Raw genomic sequence first — 16,969 nt, 5'->3', positions numbered from 1 at the left:
AGAAGATATGATGAGTGAACAGCTAACGCTTGACGTAGTGGACCCGTTTACGGGTAACCAGAAGTAGTTAGCGAGTGGCGGACCGACATACGCTTTGAAGCGTAGCTGGAAATTGAGCCTTATAGGCGTTAAATGAAGAACCCCCAGTTTTACTGGGGGGTTCCTTTTTAGAATAATCTTTTATGAATTTACTATCTGTATAAGAGCGGGTAAATCAAAATTGGCTAAACCTGTGTTATTATGAGGAGCATATGAGATATAGACAAACTTCTCTCCAGGCTTCGACGTGCGTGTAGGTAAATTATTTTGTTGTAATTAAAACCCACGTCTGCAGATTGTCGAGAGAGTTTTGTCTATATAACTCATATGCTAAATATTATCAATATTTTAGCCAATTTTGATTTATACCGCTCTTTTTAAGTTAGTAAATTCATAAAAGATTATGGCTAATAAAATGGGCTTGTTGCAAGTTTGCAAGTAGCCCTAATTTTTTATAATTCTGAAGCTGCGTACATCAAGCATGAAGAATGTAAGTAATAAAGGTAAAGACATATATGTAAAGATATGTTAAAATTATATTGAATAAGTAGGAGGGATATTATGAAGTTTAAAATAAAATTGATTGCACTTAGTATGGTTATGGCACTTAGTTTGACTGCGTGTAAGTCTAATGAAGGTTCTGAGCTTTTTAATGATGGTCAGGTAGCTTTAGAGAAGCATGAGTACAAGACTGCGATGCAGAAGTTTTCAGATGTTTTAGAGGGCGATAGTGAAAACAAAGTTGCCAGAGATATGTACGGTCAGGCAATGAGAATGTTAAGAGTTGAAGAATATGAAAAAGACGAGGAATATGAAAAGGCATTAAAGGAAATAGAGAAAATTCTTCAGTTAAAGAATGGTTCTTCAAAGATAAAGAAGGAAGCTGAGCAGAAGAAGGCTGAGCTAGAAAAGTTGGTTGAGAATTTAAATGCTGAGAGAGAAGAGAGAAAGCAGAATGCAAAGGAAGCTGCTAAGAATAATAAAAGTCAGGTAGAGTCTGATGCATTAAATTCAAATTCTTCATCAAGTTCAAGTAATAAAAAAGATAACACAAGTGATAATAGTAGTTCTGGAGGAAGTTCTTCAGGAAATTCTTCAAGTGGAAATAGTGGAAGTAGCAATAATAGTGGAAGCAGTGGTGAGCAATCTGGAGGAAGTTCTTCAGGTGGATCATCTAATGAAGGAGGAAATTCATCAGGAGGTTCTTCAGGTGGTGGAGAAAGCTCTGGTGGAGAATCAGCAGAATAGAAGATATAAGTTAGAAAGGAATTAAAATGAGAATAAATAAATACATAGCTTCGTGTGGAGTTGCTTCAAGAAGAAAGGCAGAAGAGCTTATAATTTCTGGGAGAGTAACAATAAACGGCGAGCTAATAACTGAATTATCTACAACAGTAGATGAAACAAAGGATATAGTAGAGGTCGATGGAGTGGCTATAAATCAGGAGGAAAAGAAGGTGTACATACTTCTTAACAAGCCTGAAGGATATATAACAACTGTAAAAGATCAGTTTGATAGACCAAGTGTGCTTGATATATTAAAGGATGTAGATGAGAGAGTTTACCCAGTTGGCAGACTTGACTACGAAACAAGTGGTCTGTTAATCCTTACAAATGACGGGGATTTGACTTACAAACTTACTCATCCTAAGCATGAAGTTGAAAAGACTTATTTAGCAATGGTAAATGGTATAATCACTCCTGAGGAAAAAAGACGTTTTGAAAACGGATTACAGATAGAGGATTACACAACTGCAAAGGCTAAGTTAAAAATCGTGAAGGTAAATGAAGAAAAGAACTATTCTGTTTGTAAGATTACTATTCACGAAGGAAGAAATAGACAGGTTAGAAAGATGTGTAAGGCTATAAATCATCCAGTGAGAAATCTTAGAAGAATTCAGATGGGAAGAATAAATATAAGAGGACTTGAAGTTGGAGAATATAGAAACCTAACTGATGAAGAAGTGGCATACTTAAAAACAGTAAAATAAATTACTAGCTAAAAAAGATACAGTTCAGGTTGGTGGAATGAAGTTTACAATAGACTTCGATAAATAGAAATTTATAAAAATAAACAGAAATTTATAAAAGGGGCTTTTTTAAAGTCCCTTTTTCTATAGAAGTATTGATTAAATAAATGAATTAAATTTTAAATAAAGTAGATTAAATAATTGTATTAAATGTTTAAGTTGGTTATAATATAATGTGGAAAAAATAAAAAGATAAAGTGAAGTGATTATACGTAACAACTTTTGTTATTGTAGTTTTTTACGAAAAGAGATGGAGATATGAAAAAGAGAAACAATTTTGACAACGTAAACAACATCGCCAAGATGTACATTAAAGAGGTCATTGGAGAAGGCGATGTTTGTATAGATGCAACTATGGGCAATGGATACGATACAGTATTTTTAGCTGAGTTGGTTGGAGAGAATGGAAAGGTTTATGCTTTTGATGTTCAGGAAGAGGCGATAAAGTCTACTGAAAAGAAAGTTAAAAAGCTTGAGTTTGAGGATAGGGTAGAGCTTATTTTAGATGGACACGAAAATATAAACAACTATGTGAAAGGCAGCATCAAGTGTGCAGTGTTTAATTTAGGGTATCTGCCAAGATGCGAGCATAGGATAATAACTAAGCCAGATACAACTATAGAGGCTATAAAGCAGTCGGTGGCGTTGCTTGAGGAAAATGGAGTGGTTTGCATTTCAATCTATACAGGTCATGAGGGTGGAATGGAAGAAAGAAATGCAGTATTTGATTACGCAGCAAATTTAGATCAAAAGGAGTATAATGTGTTTGAATCTAAGTTTATAAATCAAAAGAATAACCCGCCATCTATAATATTAATAGAAAAGAAAAAACAAGTATAAAGAAAAGTTTCCAAAAAATAAAAATATGACAAAAAAATTGCACTTACATATTAAAAATAAGTGGATAAAGTGTTATAATATGGTAGAGAAATGAATCTTTATATATGCTCGATGTCAATATACAGAAAATTTGAATATATGTATATTGAGCTGCATTCTTAATAAAAATAAAGATATAGGGTAAAAGGAGAAAGAAAAAATGGATGAAACATTAAAAGACAGTAAAAAGCTTATCTCAGATATACAGACACAGTATACTAGATTAAGTAAAGGTCAGAAGTTAATAGCACAGTATATACTAAATAATTACGACAAGGTTGCATTTATGACTGCCTGCAAATTGGGGGAAACTGTCGGAGTTAGTGAATCAACAGTTGTAAGGTTTGCAAATGCACTTGGATATTCAGGATATCCTAAACTACAGGCAGCTTTACAGGAATTAATAAAAAATAAATTGACTACAGTTCAGAGGGTTGAAATGGCAAACGACTACTCTGATGAAAATACAATACTTAACAAAATCCTAAAAGGGGATATAGACAACATAAGAGAAACTCTTGAAGAAATAGATGGAGAAGCATTCCAGGAAGCTGTTTCTAGATTATTAAAAGCTAGAAAAATATACATACTTGGAATGAGAACATCATTTGTTGTTGCTCAGTACTTAGGATTCTACTTAGGAATAATACTAGATAATGTTCATACTGTAAGAATGGACATGGGGGATGCATTTGAGCAGATAGTAAGAATTGGTGAAGATGATGTTGTAATAGCATTTAGTTTCCCAAGATATTCTAAAAAATCATTCCAGCTAGTAAAATACGCTAAAGATAAAGGAGCAAAGGTAATATCTATAACAGATAGTTTATTTGCGCCAATAGCTTCAGTATCTGACAATACGTTAATAGTTAAGAGTAATATGGCGTCATTTGTCGACTCACTAGTTCCTGCAATGAGTGTGGCAAATGCACTAGCAGTAGCAGTAGGTATGAAGGAAAAAGAAGATATAAAAGAACATTTTGACGATTTAGAGCATATGTGGGATAAATACGGAATGTTTGAATAAGAAATTTATATAAAAAATAGGAGGTAGCTCTATGAAGAATTTTGACTATAATATTCCTACAAGAGTACATTTTGGTAAAGGACAGATAGCTAAACTAAGAGGTGAAGTTAAAAACTTTGGACACAATGTTCTTCTTGTATACGGTGGAAATAGTATTAAAAGAAATGGAATTTACGACCAGGTTATGGAACAGTTAAACGATTCTGATATCAATGTTTTTGAGCTTTCTGGAATTGCTCCAAACCCAAGAATAGACTCTGCTAGAAATGGTGTTAAACTATGTAAGGAATGTAAGATAGATGTAATCCTTGCAGTTGGTGGAGGAAGCGTAATCGACTGCAGTAAGCTGATAGCAGCTGGAGCATTTTACGATGGAGATCCTTGGGATTTAGTGCTAAAAAGCTCGCTTATAAAAGAAGCACTTCCAATAATATCAGTACTTACTCTTTCAGCAACAGGTTCAGAAATGGACGGATTTGCTGTTATATCTAATATGGAAACAAATGATAAATTAGGTATGGGTGGAGAAATTTTAAAACCTAGAGTATCAATACTTGATCCTGAATACACATACACAGTACCTGCAAACCAGACAGCTGCCGGAACTGCAGATATAATGAGCCACATTATAGAAACATACTTCCACGATGTTGAAGGGGCTTATTTACAGGATAGATTCGCTGAATCACTACTTAAAACTTGTATAGAATTTGGACCAATAGCCGTTAAAGAGCCAGAAAACTACGACGCAAGAGCAAACTTAATGTGGGCTAGCTCTCATGCAATAAATGGTATGATTTCTTACGGAACAGATGTAGGTTGGTCAGTTCATCCAATGGAACACGAATTAAGTGCATACTATGACATAACTCATGGTGTTGGACTAGCAATCCTTACTCCAAGATGGATGAAACATATATTAAGCGACGAAACTGTAGGTAAGTTTGTCGATTATGGTGTGAATGTATGGGGAATTGATTCTTCATTAGATAAATTTGAGATAGCTAATATGGCTATTGAAAAGACTTATGATTTCTTCGCAAGTATAGGAATTCCAATGACTTTAAGAGAAGTTGGTATAGATGAAGAAAACTTAGAGGTTATGGCAGAATTTGCATCTAAGAGAGGTGCAAAATATGGATACGTATCTCTAAGTAAAGAAGATGTATTAGAAATATATAAAATGAGTTTATAGGATAAAGGGAAAGGGTGTTTAAGCATCATCACTCCAGACAATAGAGTTGCATTGTCGTTGATGATTACTTAAAGCACCCTTTTTATATATCATACTAAAACAACTAATTCTTTTAATCAATTATATACTTGTTGATTAAAAAATTAAAATTTCTAAAAGTAAATGATAAGGATAATAATATTTAATTTTTATGTTGTAATATTTTAAATAATTTACTGAAATGAGGTTTTATTTATATTAAAAAAAGGAGATACTGTATATATAAGTGCGAGAAAGGTTATGGTTTCTCCAATGTTTGATGATGGAAGCTACGAAACAGATATAGATGTTAAAGGTGTAAACAAGGTTGTTCTTGGAGGAAGGACTATTTGGCCTATAAATGAATGAAAATAGTATATTAGAGAAAAGTTTTTCTCATATTCAAATAAATTTTTTCCAAACTATGAAAAAAGAAAAATTTCATATATAATTAGATATGAAAGGAAGTGGATCATTTTGGAAAAAGAAAAAGAAAGTTTAAGACTAGGGTTTAGCGATATTTTTATCCTAATAATAGGTTGTATTATGATGGCGATTTCACTAAATTTATTCTTCAATCCTTATGGAATTGCATCTGGTGGGATAACTGGGCTTGCAGTTGTTCTTAATATGCTTTTTGGAATTCCTCTATGGATTGTCAACCTTGTTCTAAACGTACCGCTATTTATCGCAGCGTACAAGATTTTGAGCAAGAGAGACTGTATCAAAACAGTACTAGGAATAATATTATTAACAGTTGCGTTAAAGGTGACTGAAAGTATGTCTTCAATATTCATAACAGAGGACATTTACCTAATTATAATACTCGGTTCAATACTTATGGGTATCGGGCAGGGGTTAATCCTTAGAATAAGTGGTTCTACAGGTGGTACAGACTTAATGGCTTTATTAATTAATAAGGTGTTCCCAACATTAAGTATACCAATTCTTTTAGGAATTATAGACTGTGCAGTAATCGTTATGTCAGGATTTGCAACAGGTCAGATAGAAATAGCACTGTATTCTTCTGTTTCTTTATACATTATTATAAAGGTCAGCGACCTTATGATAGAAGGATTTAACTATTCTAAGTCATTTATGATTATTTCTGATCATTCAAAGGAAATTACAGACAAGATAATGGAAGAATTAGACAGAGGTGCGACCTTCCTTAAAGGTGAAGGTGCGTACACTGGTGCTGATAAGAATGTTATTTTGGTTGTAGTTGAGAAGAAAGAGGTTGTTGCGCTAAAAAGACTTGTAAGAGAAGTCGATTCTAAAGCGTTCATAATCATAACTGACATACATGAAGCATTAGGTAATGGATTTAAACCGGTAACAGCAGAATAAGATTAAAAATATCTCGCTTGGCTGAGATGTGTGTAAAAGAAGCGGAATGAATAATATAACTTCCCACTCCAGGCTTCGACGATTTTTCTTGTCTAGTTCGAACTCTGTTCGAATCTAAAGAAAAAATCGTCTGTAGATTGTCGTTGGATAAGTTATATCAATTCATTCCGCTATTATTTTGCAATAAACTCAGCCAAGTTGGAGATGATTTTTAATCTTTTTCTTAGCTGTTACCTTGTTTAAAGAGAGAATGGAGAATAGGATTGCACATTCAACACATTATATGCCTTATTGATGTAAAATCTATTTACAATATTTTTTTGTGAATTTTATGTGGCAGCTATTTTTTTACTCATTTTATAAAAATTTGTAATCAGATATTATTTTGGTATATAATATAATGTTGATAGATATTAATTTTTAAAGTCAAATGACATAGAAAATATTACATTATTTTAAATATGAAAAGTAAATCAAAAACGGAGGAAGTTATGGGAAACACTTATTATATAGCTAGACATGGACAGACAGAATGGAATATATTAGGAAAAACTCAGGGGCATGGAAATTCACCTCTAACAGAAAAAGGTCTTGCTCAGGCAAATGAGCTTGCAGAAGGAATGGATAAATATCCACTAGATATGATATTCTCAAGTGATTTAGGTAGAGCAATGCAGACAGCAGAAGCAGTTGGAAAAAGATTTGGAATAGAAGTGCAGCCGACAGAAGCTTTAAGAGAGATGGGATTTGGTGAATGGGAAGGAAGATTAATTCCAGAAATAACTGAAAAATACCCAGAAATATACAAAACTTGGAGAAACGAGCCACATCTTGCAAAAATTCCTGGTGGGGAAACTTTAGATGTGATAAAGGAAAGATTAGAAAAATTCATAGACGAATTAAATGAAAAATATGATAACAAGAATATTTTACTAGTTAGTCATTCAGTGACAGTTAGGGTGCTTCTATTATTAATATTAGATTCACCAATGAAAAATATATACAGAATTAAACAGGATAACACAGCTCTAAATATAGTAGAGTGGAGACATTACGGTCCGGTTGTTACTAAAATGAACGACACATCTCATATAAAAGGGGATTACAAACTTAACAACTCGGCTCTTGAGTAAATGTAGGTTATTTTTACTTGGGTATAGGATTGTTGGATAAAGGAGATAAATATGGCAAAGGTTGTTATAATCGGTGGTGGAGCGGCTGGTATGATGGCGGCTGTGTCTGCTAGTAAAAATGCAGATAACGAGGTAATACTTCTTGAGAGAAATGGCGAATTAGGAAGAAAAATCAAACTAACTGGTGGAGGTAGATGTAATCTAACAAATGCCAGAGAGATAGATGATTTCTTTGATAAGGTAGTTACAAACAAGAGATTTTTGTACAGCAGTTTTGATGCATTTTCAAATAAGGATCTGCTAGGGTTCTTTGACAGAATTGGACTAAAATACAAAATAGAAAAAGATAATGATTTTAAGGTATATACAGAAAACGACAAGGCAGAGGATTTAATTGATGCTTTAAACAAAGAGCTTTTAAAGAGAAATGTTAAAATATACTACAACAAAAGAGTTGCCGACTTGGATGTGAATATGTTCCCAGAGGAACAGATTTTATCAAAAAAGGACAAGATTGGCGAGATTAAAGGCGTTATCCTAGACAATGGAGATAAGATTGAGTGTGACAAGGTAATCGTCGCAGCGGGAGGAAGAAGTTTTTCAAATACGGGATCAGACGGAAATATGTACAAAATCCTAAAAAAATACGGACATAAGATAGTTGAGCCACTTCCTGCACTTGTACCACTTAAGATAGAAGAATCTTGGATAATGAATATGCAGGGAATTTCGCTAAAAGACGTGGAATTATCTTGCAAGATTAAGAAGAAAAAGATAAAACAGAGCGGCGATATGATATTCACTCACTTTGGAATAAGTGGGCCAGCGGTTTTAATTTTATCTTCTTATATAAATAAGGCATTAGAAGATGGAAATATAGAAATAACTCTAGACTGCCTACCTAATAGCACAAGAGAAGATATCGTTGCAGCGATAAGAGAATTCCCAAATAGAAATGTAATAACAAATTTAAAGGGAATACTTCCACAGAATTTCTTAAAAGCTATTGCTGAGCAGGCAGGAGTTGAGGAGATGAAAGTCAACGAACTTCCTAAAAAACTAGAAAACAAGCTAGTATCACTTATAAAAGAAATGAAGCTGACTTGTACTTCAACATTAGGAATTGAGCCAGCTATAGTAACATCTGGAGGGGTATCTGTTAAGGATATCAACTCTACTACGATGGAATCTAAAAAGATAAAAAATCTTCACGTTGCAGGTGAGATTTTGGATATAGATGCAGAAACTGGAGGATATAATCTACAGATTGCATTCTCAACAGGATTTGCAGCAGGAAAAGATGAATAAAAAAAGAGGAGAGTGTGGTAATTATGATAATAGCAGTAGATGGACCAGCAGGAGCTGGAAAGAGTACTATTTCAAAATTAATAGCTAAAAAACTAAACATAAACTACATAGACACAGGAGCAATGTATAGAGCAGTAACATACAAATGCTTATCTGAAGGCGTTGATGTTAAGAATGAGGAAGCTGTGATAGAAGTAGCTAAAAGAACTGATATAGATTTTAGAGATAACAATATATATCTTGATTCAAAAGTTGTAAACGAAGAGATAAGAACTAGAGAAGTAAGCGCAAATGTTTCTGATGTCGCAAAAATAAAAGAAGTTAGATATTTAATGGTAGATGTTCAGAGAGAGATAGGAACAAGAAACGATGTAATACTTGATGGTAGAGATATTGGTTCTTATGTATTCCCAAATGCAGATTACAAATTCTTCTTAGTTGCAACTCCTGAAGAAAGAGGAAGAAGAAGATACAAAGAACTTTGTGAAAAGGGATTTGAAGGAACTTTAGAAGAAATTATAAAAGATATAGAAAAAAGAGATGAGATAGACTCTAATAGAGAATTTGCTCCTTTAAAAAAAGCAGACGATGCTATAGAAATAGACACTACTGGACTTGGAATTGACGAGGTTGTAGAAGCTGTAGTATCTAAAATAAAATAGTTTACCATGTATACTATAAAGTTAAATAAAAATAAGAATGGAGAAATTAAATAATGAAGTTTTACGATTTTGCATTGAGCGTGCTTCGTCTATTTTGTAGGGTTTTCTTCAAATATGAGGTAATCGGTATAGAAAATGTACCTCTTGAAGGAAATGTTATAATAGCTGCGAACCACAAATCAAACCTAGATCCTATATTTGTTGCATCTTCAATGACTACAAGAGAGGTTGCAGCGGTTGCTAAGAAGGAATTATTCGACCATAAAATACTAGGTTTTATTTTAAAGAAATTAAACACTATACCAATAGATAGAGAGAACACTGGAATTTCAACAGTTAAGCAGATTTTAAGAGCTATAAAAGACGGCTATGTATTGGGACTATTCCCAGAAGGAACTAGGGTAAAAGGAAAAGAATTTGGTCAGGCAAAGGCAGGTCTATCACTTTTTGCATCTAAAGGTAAGGCAAATGTAGTGCCTATATCTGTAATTTCTACTTATAAATTATTCAGCAGAGTTAAGATATACATAGGTGAGCCTATAGATATGAGCCAGTATTTTAGAGCTAAACTTACAAATGAAGACCACGAAAGAATATCAGAAGAGATTATGCAGGTAATTATCAAAAATTACTGTGAACAGGCAGATGGAATAGTAGATGTTGAAGGAATAAAATACAACGCCTAAGCATCGATTGGAGGAAATTATGAATATAAAGATATCAGAAAAAGCAGGATTTTGTTTTGGTGTTAAGAGAGCTATGGGACTTGCATGGAGAGAGTTATGCGAGGAACAGAATAAAAAAATATACGCATTAGGGCCACTTATTCATAATAAACAGGCAGTTGGAAAGTATGAAGAAAGAGGTCTAATAACTGCTGACGATATAGAAGAGATACCAAGTGACGTTAAAATGATAATAAGATCTCATGGTGTGTCTAAGTCTATATACGATAGAGCAGATGAAAAAGAACTAGAAGTAGTGGATACAACATGTCCTTTTGTTAAAAAAATCCACGATATAGTTAAAGAAAACTACGACAAAGGAAAGAAAATAATATTAATAGGTGATAAAAATCACCCTGAGGTTATAGGAATAAATGGATGGTGCAACAACTCAGCTATAATTATAAAAACTATAGATGAAGCAAAAGAGTTAGAATTAGATCCTGAAGTTGATTATTGCTCAGTTGCACAGACTACTATGAATTTAGAAGTTTACGGAAATATGGTTGATATATTAAAACAGAAATCAGATAAGATTGATTTTAATAATACTATTTGTTCATCAACTAAGGCTAGACAGGAAGCAGCTAGAGAGCTTGCATCAGAAATGGACTGTATGGTTGTAATTGGTGGAAAACACAGCTCTAACACTCAGAAATTAGTTGGAATATGTAAAGAGGTTTGTCCTACTTTTGCAATTGAAACTAGAGATGATTTAGATGTGGAAGAGATAAAAAAATACGAAAATGTCGGAATAACAGCTGGAGCATCTACTCCAGACTGGATAATAGACGATATAATAAAATACTTAAAAAGTTTATAAAAGTTATTACCTTGCGATTGAAAAACGTGATTAATTGCTCTCCAGGCTTCAGCGACTCGCACTTCTATGTAACACATTTATAAGTTGCGAGTCGCTTGCAGATTGTCGTAGCAAATTAATCACGATTTTTCAAAATATAAGTTAATAAATTTTAAAACGTTTTAAGCATCCTCTTATATTCTTGGAAAAGAGTGTAGGGGGATATTTTTTTTATTATTTTTTATTTAGTTATATTTATTGTAAAAAACATTTTCTTTAGATAAATATTTTTAGTATAAAATATTATTTATAAAAAATGTTTGACAATAAAATAATATGTGCTAAAATATAACATATAAAAAATACAGAGGTGATAAATATGAGAATATTTGAAAGTATTTTTGACATCTGTTACTTAGTAACAGTTATTACAGTAGGTATAAAGATGATCAAAGCAACAGAAAAAGGTAGTCAGTATAGATTATTTGGTATAATGGCTATCGTTCTTGGATGTGGGGATGCGTTCCATCTAGTTCCAAGAGTATATTCTATGTGGACAGTAGGTATAAACAACAATCCTGCTGCGTTAGGATTTGGTGAAGCAGTTGCATCAATAACAATGACTATTTTCTATGTAATATTATTCCATATATGGGAAATGAGATATGAAGTAAAAGACGATAAAGGTCTTAAATTCGCAGTATATGCATTAGCAGCGATAAGAATAATACTTTGCCTATTCCCACAGAATGATTGGTTATCTCCAAATGCACCAGAAATTTGGGGAATATACAGAAACATACCATTTGCAATAATGGGATTAGTAATAATAGTAATATTCTTTAAAAAGACAAGAGAATTCAACGATATAAGCTTCAAAAATATGTGGCTTGCAGTAACACTAAGCTTTGGATTCTACATTCCAGTTGTACTATTTGCAAAAACTATTCCAATAGTTGGAGCACTAATGATGCCAAAAACATTAGCATACGTATGGGTAGTATTCATGGGATACAATGCTATGAAAAAGGTAAATGAAAAATAAAAGCTAAGTAAAATAAAAGGACAAGATTATAACTATCATCCGCTCCAGGCAATCAAGTTGCATTGTCGCTGGCTGGCAGTTATATATCTTGTCCTATTTTTTTATTAGCTTCAAACCCATAACTCTAAGAACTCGAAAAAATTAGGGAGCTGTTAGCATAATATTGCAACAAGTTTCTTTTGTTAGTTATAAAAGATTATCATAACAAAAGAACTGTTGCAATTTATGCAACAGTCCCAAATATTTACTCGATACGTAGCTAGAAAGAAGTTGATAAAGAATAATTTTGATAAGATTTCTTTCTTTGGAATAGGGTGTTCTAGTTATGTTGAGCTATCTAAAATGGATGGGAGATTGAAAAAAATGAGAGAAAATCTTCCAAATGTTTATCCTAAAATACTTGTTAAAGATTATTCTGTGGTGAGCTATCTTCTTAAAAATAGAAATATAGACTTAGCTCTTGTGACTAGGGATATGATAAAAAATATAGATTGCAAGTTTAAGGTTATCAATCAGATAAAAACATATGCAATTTTTAGCAATGAGTACAAAATAGAAGGAATATCTCTTGAAGATATTGAAAGTCTGAGCTTTGAAGAGCTTAAGCATGAATGTTTGATAACGCTTAGCCCTAAGTATGTACCTTTTAAGCTTGGAAACATCCTACAAGAAAAACTTACTCTTCATTCTGAGTATGGGTTTAGTATGGTTTGTGATAGCGATATAGAAGCTATACGGCTTGCAAGAAGTGGATACGGTGTGGCTATACTTCCCGAAAACTTTATTCCAAGTAATTTAGATGATATTGTTATAAAAGTTATATCAGATCAGGTTAGCTCTGATTACGTAATAGCATATCAGAAGGATGCTGAAGATGAGCGGACAAAATTTTTTATAGAAAATTTTAAATAGGTTAGAAAAGAATGTTAAAACAGGCTGCTACAAATTGTAACAGCCTATTTTTGTTGAATTATTTTATTGTATTAAATTTTATTAGCTATATTATTTTAGAAGTTTGTTCTACTTTCTTTCATTAGTTCTTCGTAGTCTTCTAAGTCTTCTTTTGAAGGTTCGACGAATTCTTCTCCAACGTTGTTTTTAAATCCTATTCTTCTTGCTGGTTTTTCATCGTCCAATTTTGGAGCTGATGTAATTAAGAAATTGATTTGAGAAACGTGTTGAATTAGTTCAGCATAGTTTCCATTTACGTATCCGAAGTAGTGGATAAGTGATGGATTGCTGTATCCAATATCAGTTATGTGCATAAGGACGCTTTCACCGAAGTTTGTAAGATATAGAGCTACCTCTTTATCTTTGTCTAGATACTGTTCAAAATCGTAAATGCTTTCCATGATTCTTTGATATTGGTAGTCTGCAAGCTCGTAATCTCTTGATGATACTGATTTTCTGATTTTATCACTAATAGTATCAGGAAGCACATTAGAATCATTTTTACGCATAAAATCACGACCTTTCAAAAATTTTTATATTTGTAATTATATTATAGTACGGTGAAATTTATTTTTCAACAGAAGAGATATAATTTTCAGAAAATTATTATAAAAACAAAATTTTATTAAATCATAAAATAAAACAACATAAAATTGGGTTAATAGTGTGATATACTATAATTAATAAATTTAAAAATTTGAAGTACAAATTAGTATAACGAGGTGTATGTTATGGAATTAAAAACAATAGTAGATTACTATCATTTAGATATGTTTAATGGGGATCAGCTGTATCAGATAGATTTAGGCTTAAAAGAAGGCATTGACGTCGATGTTTATGCTAAGCCTGAATACAAATTTGAACAGATGTATGAGATAAGAATGGGGTTAAAAGAAGGATTAGATATTTCTTTCTATATAGATCATAGATTAGATTCTAACCAGATGTACGAAATCAGAAGAGGACTTGAAGCAGGATATGATGTTTCTGTTTATGCAACAGACAAGTTTATCTGGAGCCAGATGGAACAGATTAGAATGGGTATTGAAAGTGGTGTCGATATAAGTAAATACGCTAAGTCTAATATATACACTTCTGTAATGGAACAGATTAGAAAAGGTCTTGAAAATGGTGTTGATATTTCTCCGTATGTAGAAAGAAAGCTTTTTGCTAACCAGATGGAACAGGTTAGACTTGGATTAGAACATGGAATAGATCCAGACTCATACGCTTGGAGAAAGTATGAGTGGTATGAAATGGAAAAAATGAGACTAGAGCTAGAGGGAAAATAAAAAAATACTTGATTTCATAATCGTAACGTGATAACGTTTAGTAGAGTAAATGTTAGGGAGGAAGATTATGAAAGAGGGTATGAAATCGGCTATTTTAAAAATAGTTATGTTCTTAATTGCAGTTGGATTATTAGCTAATGCGATCATGATATTCAACATGTTAGGAAATTTATTCAAATAAAAGTAAAAGCTGCTGAGAAATTTCTCGGTAGCTTTTTTTATTGCTTTTTTAAGAAAAGTTAAGATATAATTAAGAATTGTGTGTTATGATAAAATAAAGATATAATATTTCATAAAAATAGTAAAAACAGGTATAAAACTTATCAAAATTCAATTATTACTAAAAAGAAATAAATTTTTATAATTTTGATTGATAAAATAATACCAAAAAATAAAGATAATTAGATTATCCTAAAAAGTTTAGGGTATTAATTAACTTAGGAATAAAAAAATGGAGGTATGGAGATGGAACCAAAGAAACCGAAAAGATCGATTTTCTATTATTATGCTATGATGATGCTTTTCGTAATGCTTCTTAATGTGCTTGTATTTCCAAGTATGCTGAAAAGACAGACTGTTGAGATAACTTACAGCAAATTCGAGCAGATGTTAGACAAAAACGAGATAAAAACAGTTAACTTAGACAACGATAAAATATCTATAGAGCCTAAGAAAAAAGACGACAGAAACATATACGTAACAGGAAATATGAACGATCCAGAGTTAATTGAAAAATTAAATGCAAAAAATGTATCGTTCAGCAAAGAAATTCCTAGAGAAAATTCACCACTTATGAATTTCTTACTTACTTGGATATTGCCATTTGCAATTTTAGGTATGTTAGGTAATTTAATGATGAGAAACCTTTCTAAGAAGATGGGTGGAAATTCTATGCAGTTTGGTAAGTCAAACGCAAAGGTTTACGTACCTGCACAGAGTGGAAAGAGATTTGAAGATGTAGCTGGTCAGGATGAAGCAAAGGAAGCTTTAACTGAGATAGTAGATTATCTTCACAACCCAGCTAAGTATAGAGAAATAGGTGCACAGATGCCTAAGGGCGCGCTTTTAGTTGGACCTCCAGGTACAGGTAAGACACTTCTTGCTAAAGCAGTTGCAGGTGAAGCAGGAGTACCATTCTTCTCAATTTCAGGATCTGAATTTATTGAGATGTTTGTTGGTATGGGTGCTGCAAGGGTTAGAGATTTATTCAAACAGGCTAAGGAAAAAGCACCTTGTATAGTATTCATCGACGAAATAGATGCTATAGGTAAGAAAAGAGATGGAGCTAATGGTATGGGAGGAAATGATGAAAGAGAACAGACTCTAAACCAGTTACTTAGCGAAATGGATGGATTTGATGGTGGAGTAGGAGTTGTAATACTTGCAGCTACAAATAGACCAGAAAGTTTAGATAAAGCACTTTTAAGACCAGGTAGATTTGACAGAAGAGTACCTGTTGAATTACCAGACTTAAATGGTAGAGAAGCGATACTTAAAGTACACGCAAAAGCAGTTAAATACGATGCAAATATAGATTTCAACGAAATTGCAAGAGCTACATCAGGAGCATCTGGTGCAGAGCTAGCAAATATAGTAAATGAAGCTGCACTTAGAGCAGTTAGAGATGGTAGAAAGAAAGTTGAACAGATGGACTTAGAAGAAGCTGTTGAAACAATAATCGCTGGATACCAGAGAAAAGGTGCAGTTATAAGTCCAAAAGAAAAGAAAATTATCGCATACCACGAAATTGGTCATGCACTTGTTGCAGCAATCAATAAACATTCAGCACCAGTTCACAAGATAACAATAATCCCAAGAACTTCAGGTGCACTTGGATATACAATGCAGGTTGAAGAAGGCGAAAAAGTGCTAATGTCTAAGGAAGAAGCAATAGATAAGATAACAACATTCACAGGTGGTCGTGCAGCTGAAGAAATAATCTTCAATATGTGCACATCAGGGGCATCAAATGATATAGAACAGGCTACTAGAATAGCTAGAGCGATGATAACTAGATTTGGTATGAATGAAGAATTTGGAATGGTTGCGCTTGAAACTCTAAACAACCGGTACTTAGGTGGAGATACTTCACTAGCTTGCTCAGCAGAAACAGCAGCTAAAATAGACAAAGAGGTAATAGCTTTAGTTGGAGCTTGCCATAAAAAAGCAACTCAGATACTTGAAGACAACATAGACAAACTTCACGAATTAGCAGATTACCTTCTTGAAAAAGAAACAATAACTGGAGACGAATTCATGCGGATACTAAACAATGAAGATCCAGAAAAAGCAAAAGCTCCAGTAGAAACAGAAGAAAAAAAAGAAGAAGTAGAAGTATCTGTAAATGAAATGGAAGTGTCTACAAACAAAGAAGAAAATTTAAATAAAGAAGAAAACTAAAATCCAAAATAAAAACATATAAAAAGGATACTGATAGACGTTATTTTTACGTTTGTACAGTATCCTTTTTAATTTCAAAAATATATAATATTGACAATTTATGAACCTTCAGA

Annotated in this window: 16 protein-coding genes; 15 read left to right on the top strand and 1 reads right to left on the bottom strand. The window is 32.8% G+C overall.

Annotated elements, in window-relative coordinates:
• The first annotated feature begins 600 nt into the window (after positions 1-600).
• From ACK2WN_RS08960 to ACK2WN_RS08900, 13 genes are all read left to right on the top strand, one after another.
• Positions 601-1,287 carry a hypothetical protein gene (locus ACK2WN_RS08960; RefSeq protein WP_416155383.1) on the top strand — a complete coding sequence of 229 codons (687 nt, stop codon included), beginning with the start codon at positions 601-603 and terminating at the stop codon, positions 1,285-1,287.
• 26 nt (positions 1,288-1,313) lie between these two features.
• A complete protein-coding gene (locus ACK2WN_RS08955; RefSeq protein WP_201415963.1) occupies positions 1,314-2,030 on the top strand; it encodes a pseudouridine synthase in 717 nt (238 codons plus the stop codon).
• Between the two features lie 297 nt (positions 2,031-2,327).
• Positions 2,328-2,909, top strand: a complete 582-nt coding sequence (locus ACK2WN_RS08950) for a tRNA (mnm(5)s(2)U34)-methyltransferase (RefSeq protein WP_416155382.1) — start codon at positions 2,328-2,330, stop codon at positions 2,907-2,909.
• A gap of 199 nt (positions 2,910-3,108) precedes the next feature.
• Complete coding sequence (locus ACK2WN_RS08945; RefSeq protein ID WP_300529450.1) at positions 3,109-3,975, top strand: MurR/RpiR family transcriptional regulator; 867 nt, start codon at positions 3,109-3,111, stop codon at positions 3,973-3,975.
• A 31-nt stretch (positions 3,976-4,006) separates the two neighbouring features.
• Entirely contained in the window at positions 4,007-5,170 is a 1,164-nt protein-coding gene (locus ACK2WN_RS08940) for an iron-containing alcohol dehydrogenase (RefSeq protein WP_329998633.1), read from the top strand.
• A 495-nt stretch (positions 5,171-5,665) separates the two neighbouring features.
• On the top strand, positions 5,666-6,538 hold the full coding sequence (locus ACK2WN_RS08935; RefSeq protein ID WP_329998635.1) for a YitT family protein: 873 nt from the start codon (positions 5,666-5,668) through the stop codon (positions 6,536-6,538).
• 491 nt (positions 6,539-7,029) lie between these two features.
• On the top strand, positions 7,030-7,671 hold the full coding sequence (locus ACK2WN_RS08930) for a histidine phosphatase family protein (protein ID WP_416155381.1): 642 nt from the start codon (positions 7,030-7,032) through the stop codon (positions 7,669-7,671).
• Positions 7,672-7,722: 51 nt separating this feature from the next.
• Complete coding sequence (locus ACK2WN_RS08925) at positions 7,723-8,979, top strand: NAD(P)/FAD-dependent oxidoreductase (protein WP_300529456.1); 1,257 nt, start codon at positions 7,723-7,725, stop codon at positions 8,977-8,979.
• Between the two features lie 23 nt (positions 8,980-9,002).
• Complete coding sequence (cmk, locus tag ACK2WN_RS08920) at positions 9,003-9,641, top strand: (d)CMP kinase (protein ID WP_330669973.1); 639 nt, start codon at positions 9,003-9,005, stop codon at positions 9,639-9,641.
• Positions 9,642-9,694: 53 nt separating this feature from the next.
• Positions 9,695-10,327, top strand: coding sequence for a lysophospholipid acyltransferase family protein (locus tag ACK2WN_RS08915; RefSeq protein ID WP_416155380.1), 633 nt, complete (start codon positions 9,695-9,697; stop codon positions 10,325-10,327).
• 19 nt (positions 10,328-10,346) lie between these two features.
• On the top strand, positions 10,347-11,189 hold the full coding sequence (locus ACK2WN_RS08910) for a 4-hydroxy-3-methylbut-2-enyl diphosphate reductase (RefSeq protein WP_416155379.1): 843 nt from the start codon (positions 10,347-10,349) through the stop codon (positions 11,187-11,189).
• Between the two features lie 358 nt (positions 11,190-11,547).
• Positions 11,548-12,213 carry a hypothetical protein gene (locus ACK2WN_RS08905; RefSeq protein WP_300529464.1) on the top strand — a complete coding sequence of 222 codons (666 nt, stop codon included), beginning with the start codon at positions 11,548-11,550 and terminating at the stop codon, positions 12,211-12,213.
• 225 nt (positions 12,214-12,438) lie between these two features.
• Entirely contained in the window at positions 12,439-13,125 is a 687-nt protein-coding gene (locus tag ACK2WN_RS08900) for a LysR family transcriptional regulator substrate-binding protein (RefSeq protein ID WP_416155378.1), read from the top strand.
• A gap of 95 nt (positions 13,126-13,220) precedes the next feature.
• Here ACK2WN_RS08900 and ACK2WN_RS08895 read toward each other — a convergent pair whose 3' ends face one another.
• Complete coding sequence (locus ACK2WN_RS08895; protein WP_300529468.1) at positions 13,221-13,673, bottom strand: DUF6173 family protein; 453 nt, start codon at positions 13,671-13,673, stop codon at positions 13,221-13,223.
• Between the two features lie 222 nt (positions 13,674-13,895).
• Here ACK2WN_RS08895 and ACK2WN_RS08890 point away from each other — a divergent pair, with 222 nt between their 5' ends.
• Positions 13,896-14,456 (top strand): hypothetical protein, encoded by a 561-nt coding sequence (locus tag ACK2WN_RS08890; protein ID WP_416155377.1) that lies wholly within the window; start codon positions 13,896-13,898, stop codon positions 14,454-14,456.
• 459 nt (positions 14,457-14,915) lie between these two features.
• Entirely contained in the window at positions 14,916-16,856 is a 1,941-nt protein-coding gene (gene ftsH / locus ACK2WN_RS08885; RefSeq protein ID WP_416155376.1) for an ATP-dependent zinc metalloprotease FtsH, read from the top strand.
• The last annotated feature ends 113 nt before the right edge of the window (positions 16,857-16,969 follow it).

The sequence above is a fragment of the Peptacetobacter sp. AB800 genome (assembly GCF_047807365.1).
Lineage (GTDB): Bacteria > Bacillota > Clostridia > Peptostreptococcales > Peptostreptococcaceae > Peptacetobacter.
Note: the sequence above shows the minus strand (reverse complement) of the source record. Positions and strands in the feature narration are given on the sequence as shown.

Coding starts and splice junctions, on each gene's coding strand:
- ACK2WN_RS08960 (WP_416155383.1), top strand. CDS start 601: ATGAAGTTTAAAATAAAATTGATTGCACTTAGTATGGTTATGGCACTT.
- ACK2WN_RS08955 (WP_201415963.1), top strand. CDS start 1,314: ATGAGAATAAATAAATACATAGCTTCGTGTGGAGTTGCTTCAAGAAGA.
- ACK2WN_RS08950 (WP_416155382.1), top strand. CDS start 2,328: ATGAAAAAGAGAAACAATTTTGACAACGTAAACAACATCGCCAAGATG.
- ACK2WN_RS08945 (WP_300529450.1), top strand. CDS start 3,109: ATGGATGAAACATTAAAAGACAGTAAAAAGCTTATCTCAGATATACAG.
- ACK2WN_RS08940 (WP_329998633.1), top strand. CDS start 4,007: ATGAAGAATTTTGACTATAATATTCCTACAAGAGTACATTTTGGTAAA.
- ACK2WN_RS08930 (WP_416155381.1), top strand. CDS start 7,030: ATGGGAAACACTTATTATATAGCTAGACATGGACAGACAGAATGGAAT.
- ACK2WN_RS08925 (WP_300529456.1), top strand. CDS start 7,723: ATGGCAAAGGTTGTTATAATCGGTGGTGGAGCGGCTGGTATGATGGCG.
- cmk (WP_330669973.1), top strand. CDS start 9,003: ATGATAATAGCAGTAGATGGACCAGCAGGAGCTGGAAAGAGTACTATT.
- ACK2WN_RS08915 (WP_416155380.1), top strand. CDS start 9,695: ATGAAGTTTTACGATTTTGCATTGAGCGTGCTTCGTCTATTTTGTAGG.
- ACK2WN_RS08910 (WP_416155379.1), top strand. CDS start 10,347: ATGAATATAAAGATATCAGAAAAAGCAGGATTTTGTTTTGGTGTTAAG.
- ACK2WN_RS08905 (WP_300529464.1), top strand. CDS start 11,548: ATGAGAATATTTGAAAGTATTTTTGACATCTGTTACTTAGTAACAGTT.
- ACK2WN_RS08900 (WP_416155378.1), top strand. CDS start 12,439: ATGCAACAGTCCCAAATATTTACTCGATACGTAGCTAGAAAGAAGTTG.
- ACK2WN_RS08895 (WP_300529468.1), bottom strand. CDS start 13,673: ATGCGTAAAAATGATTCTAATGTGCTTCCTGATACTATTAGTGATAAA.
- ACK2WN_RS08890 (WP_416155377.1), top strand. CDS start 13,896: ATGGAATTAAAAACAATAGTAGATTACTATCATTTAGATATGTTTAAT.
- ftsH (WP_416155376.1), top strand. CDS start 14,916: ATGGAGATGGAACCAAAGAAACCGAAAAGATCGATTTTCTATTATTAT.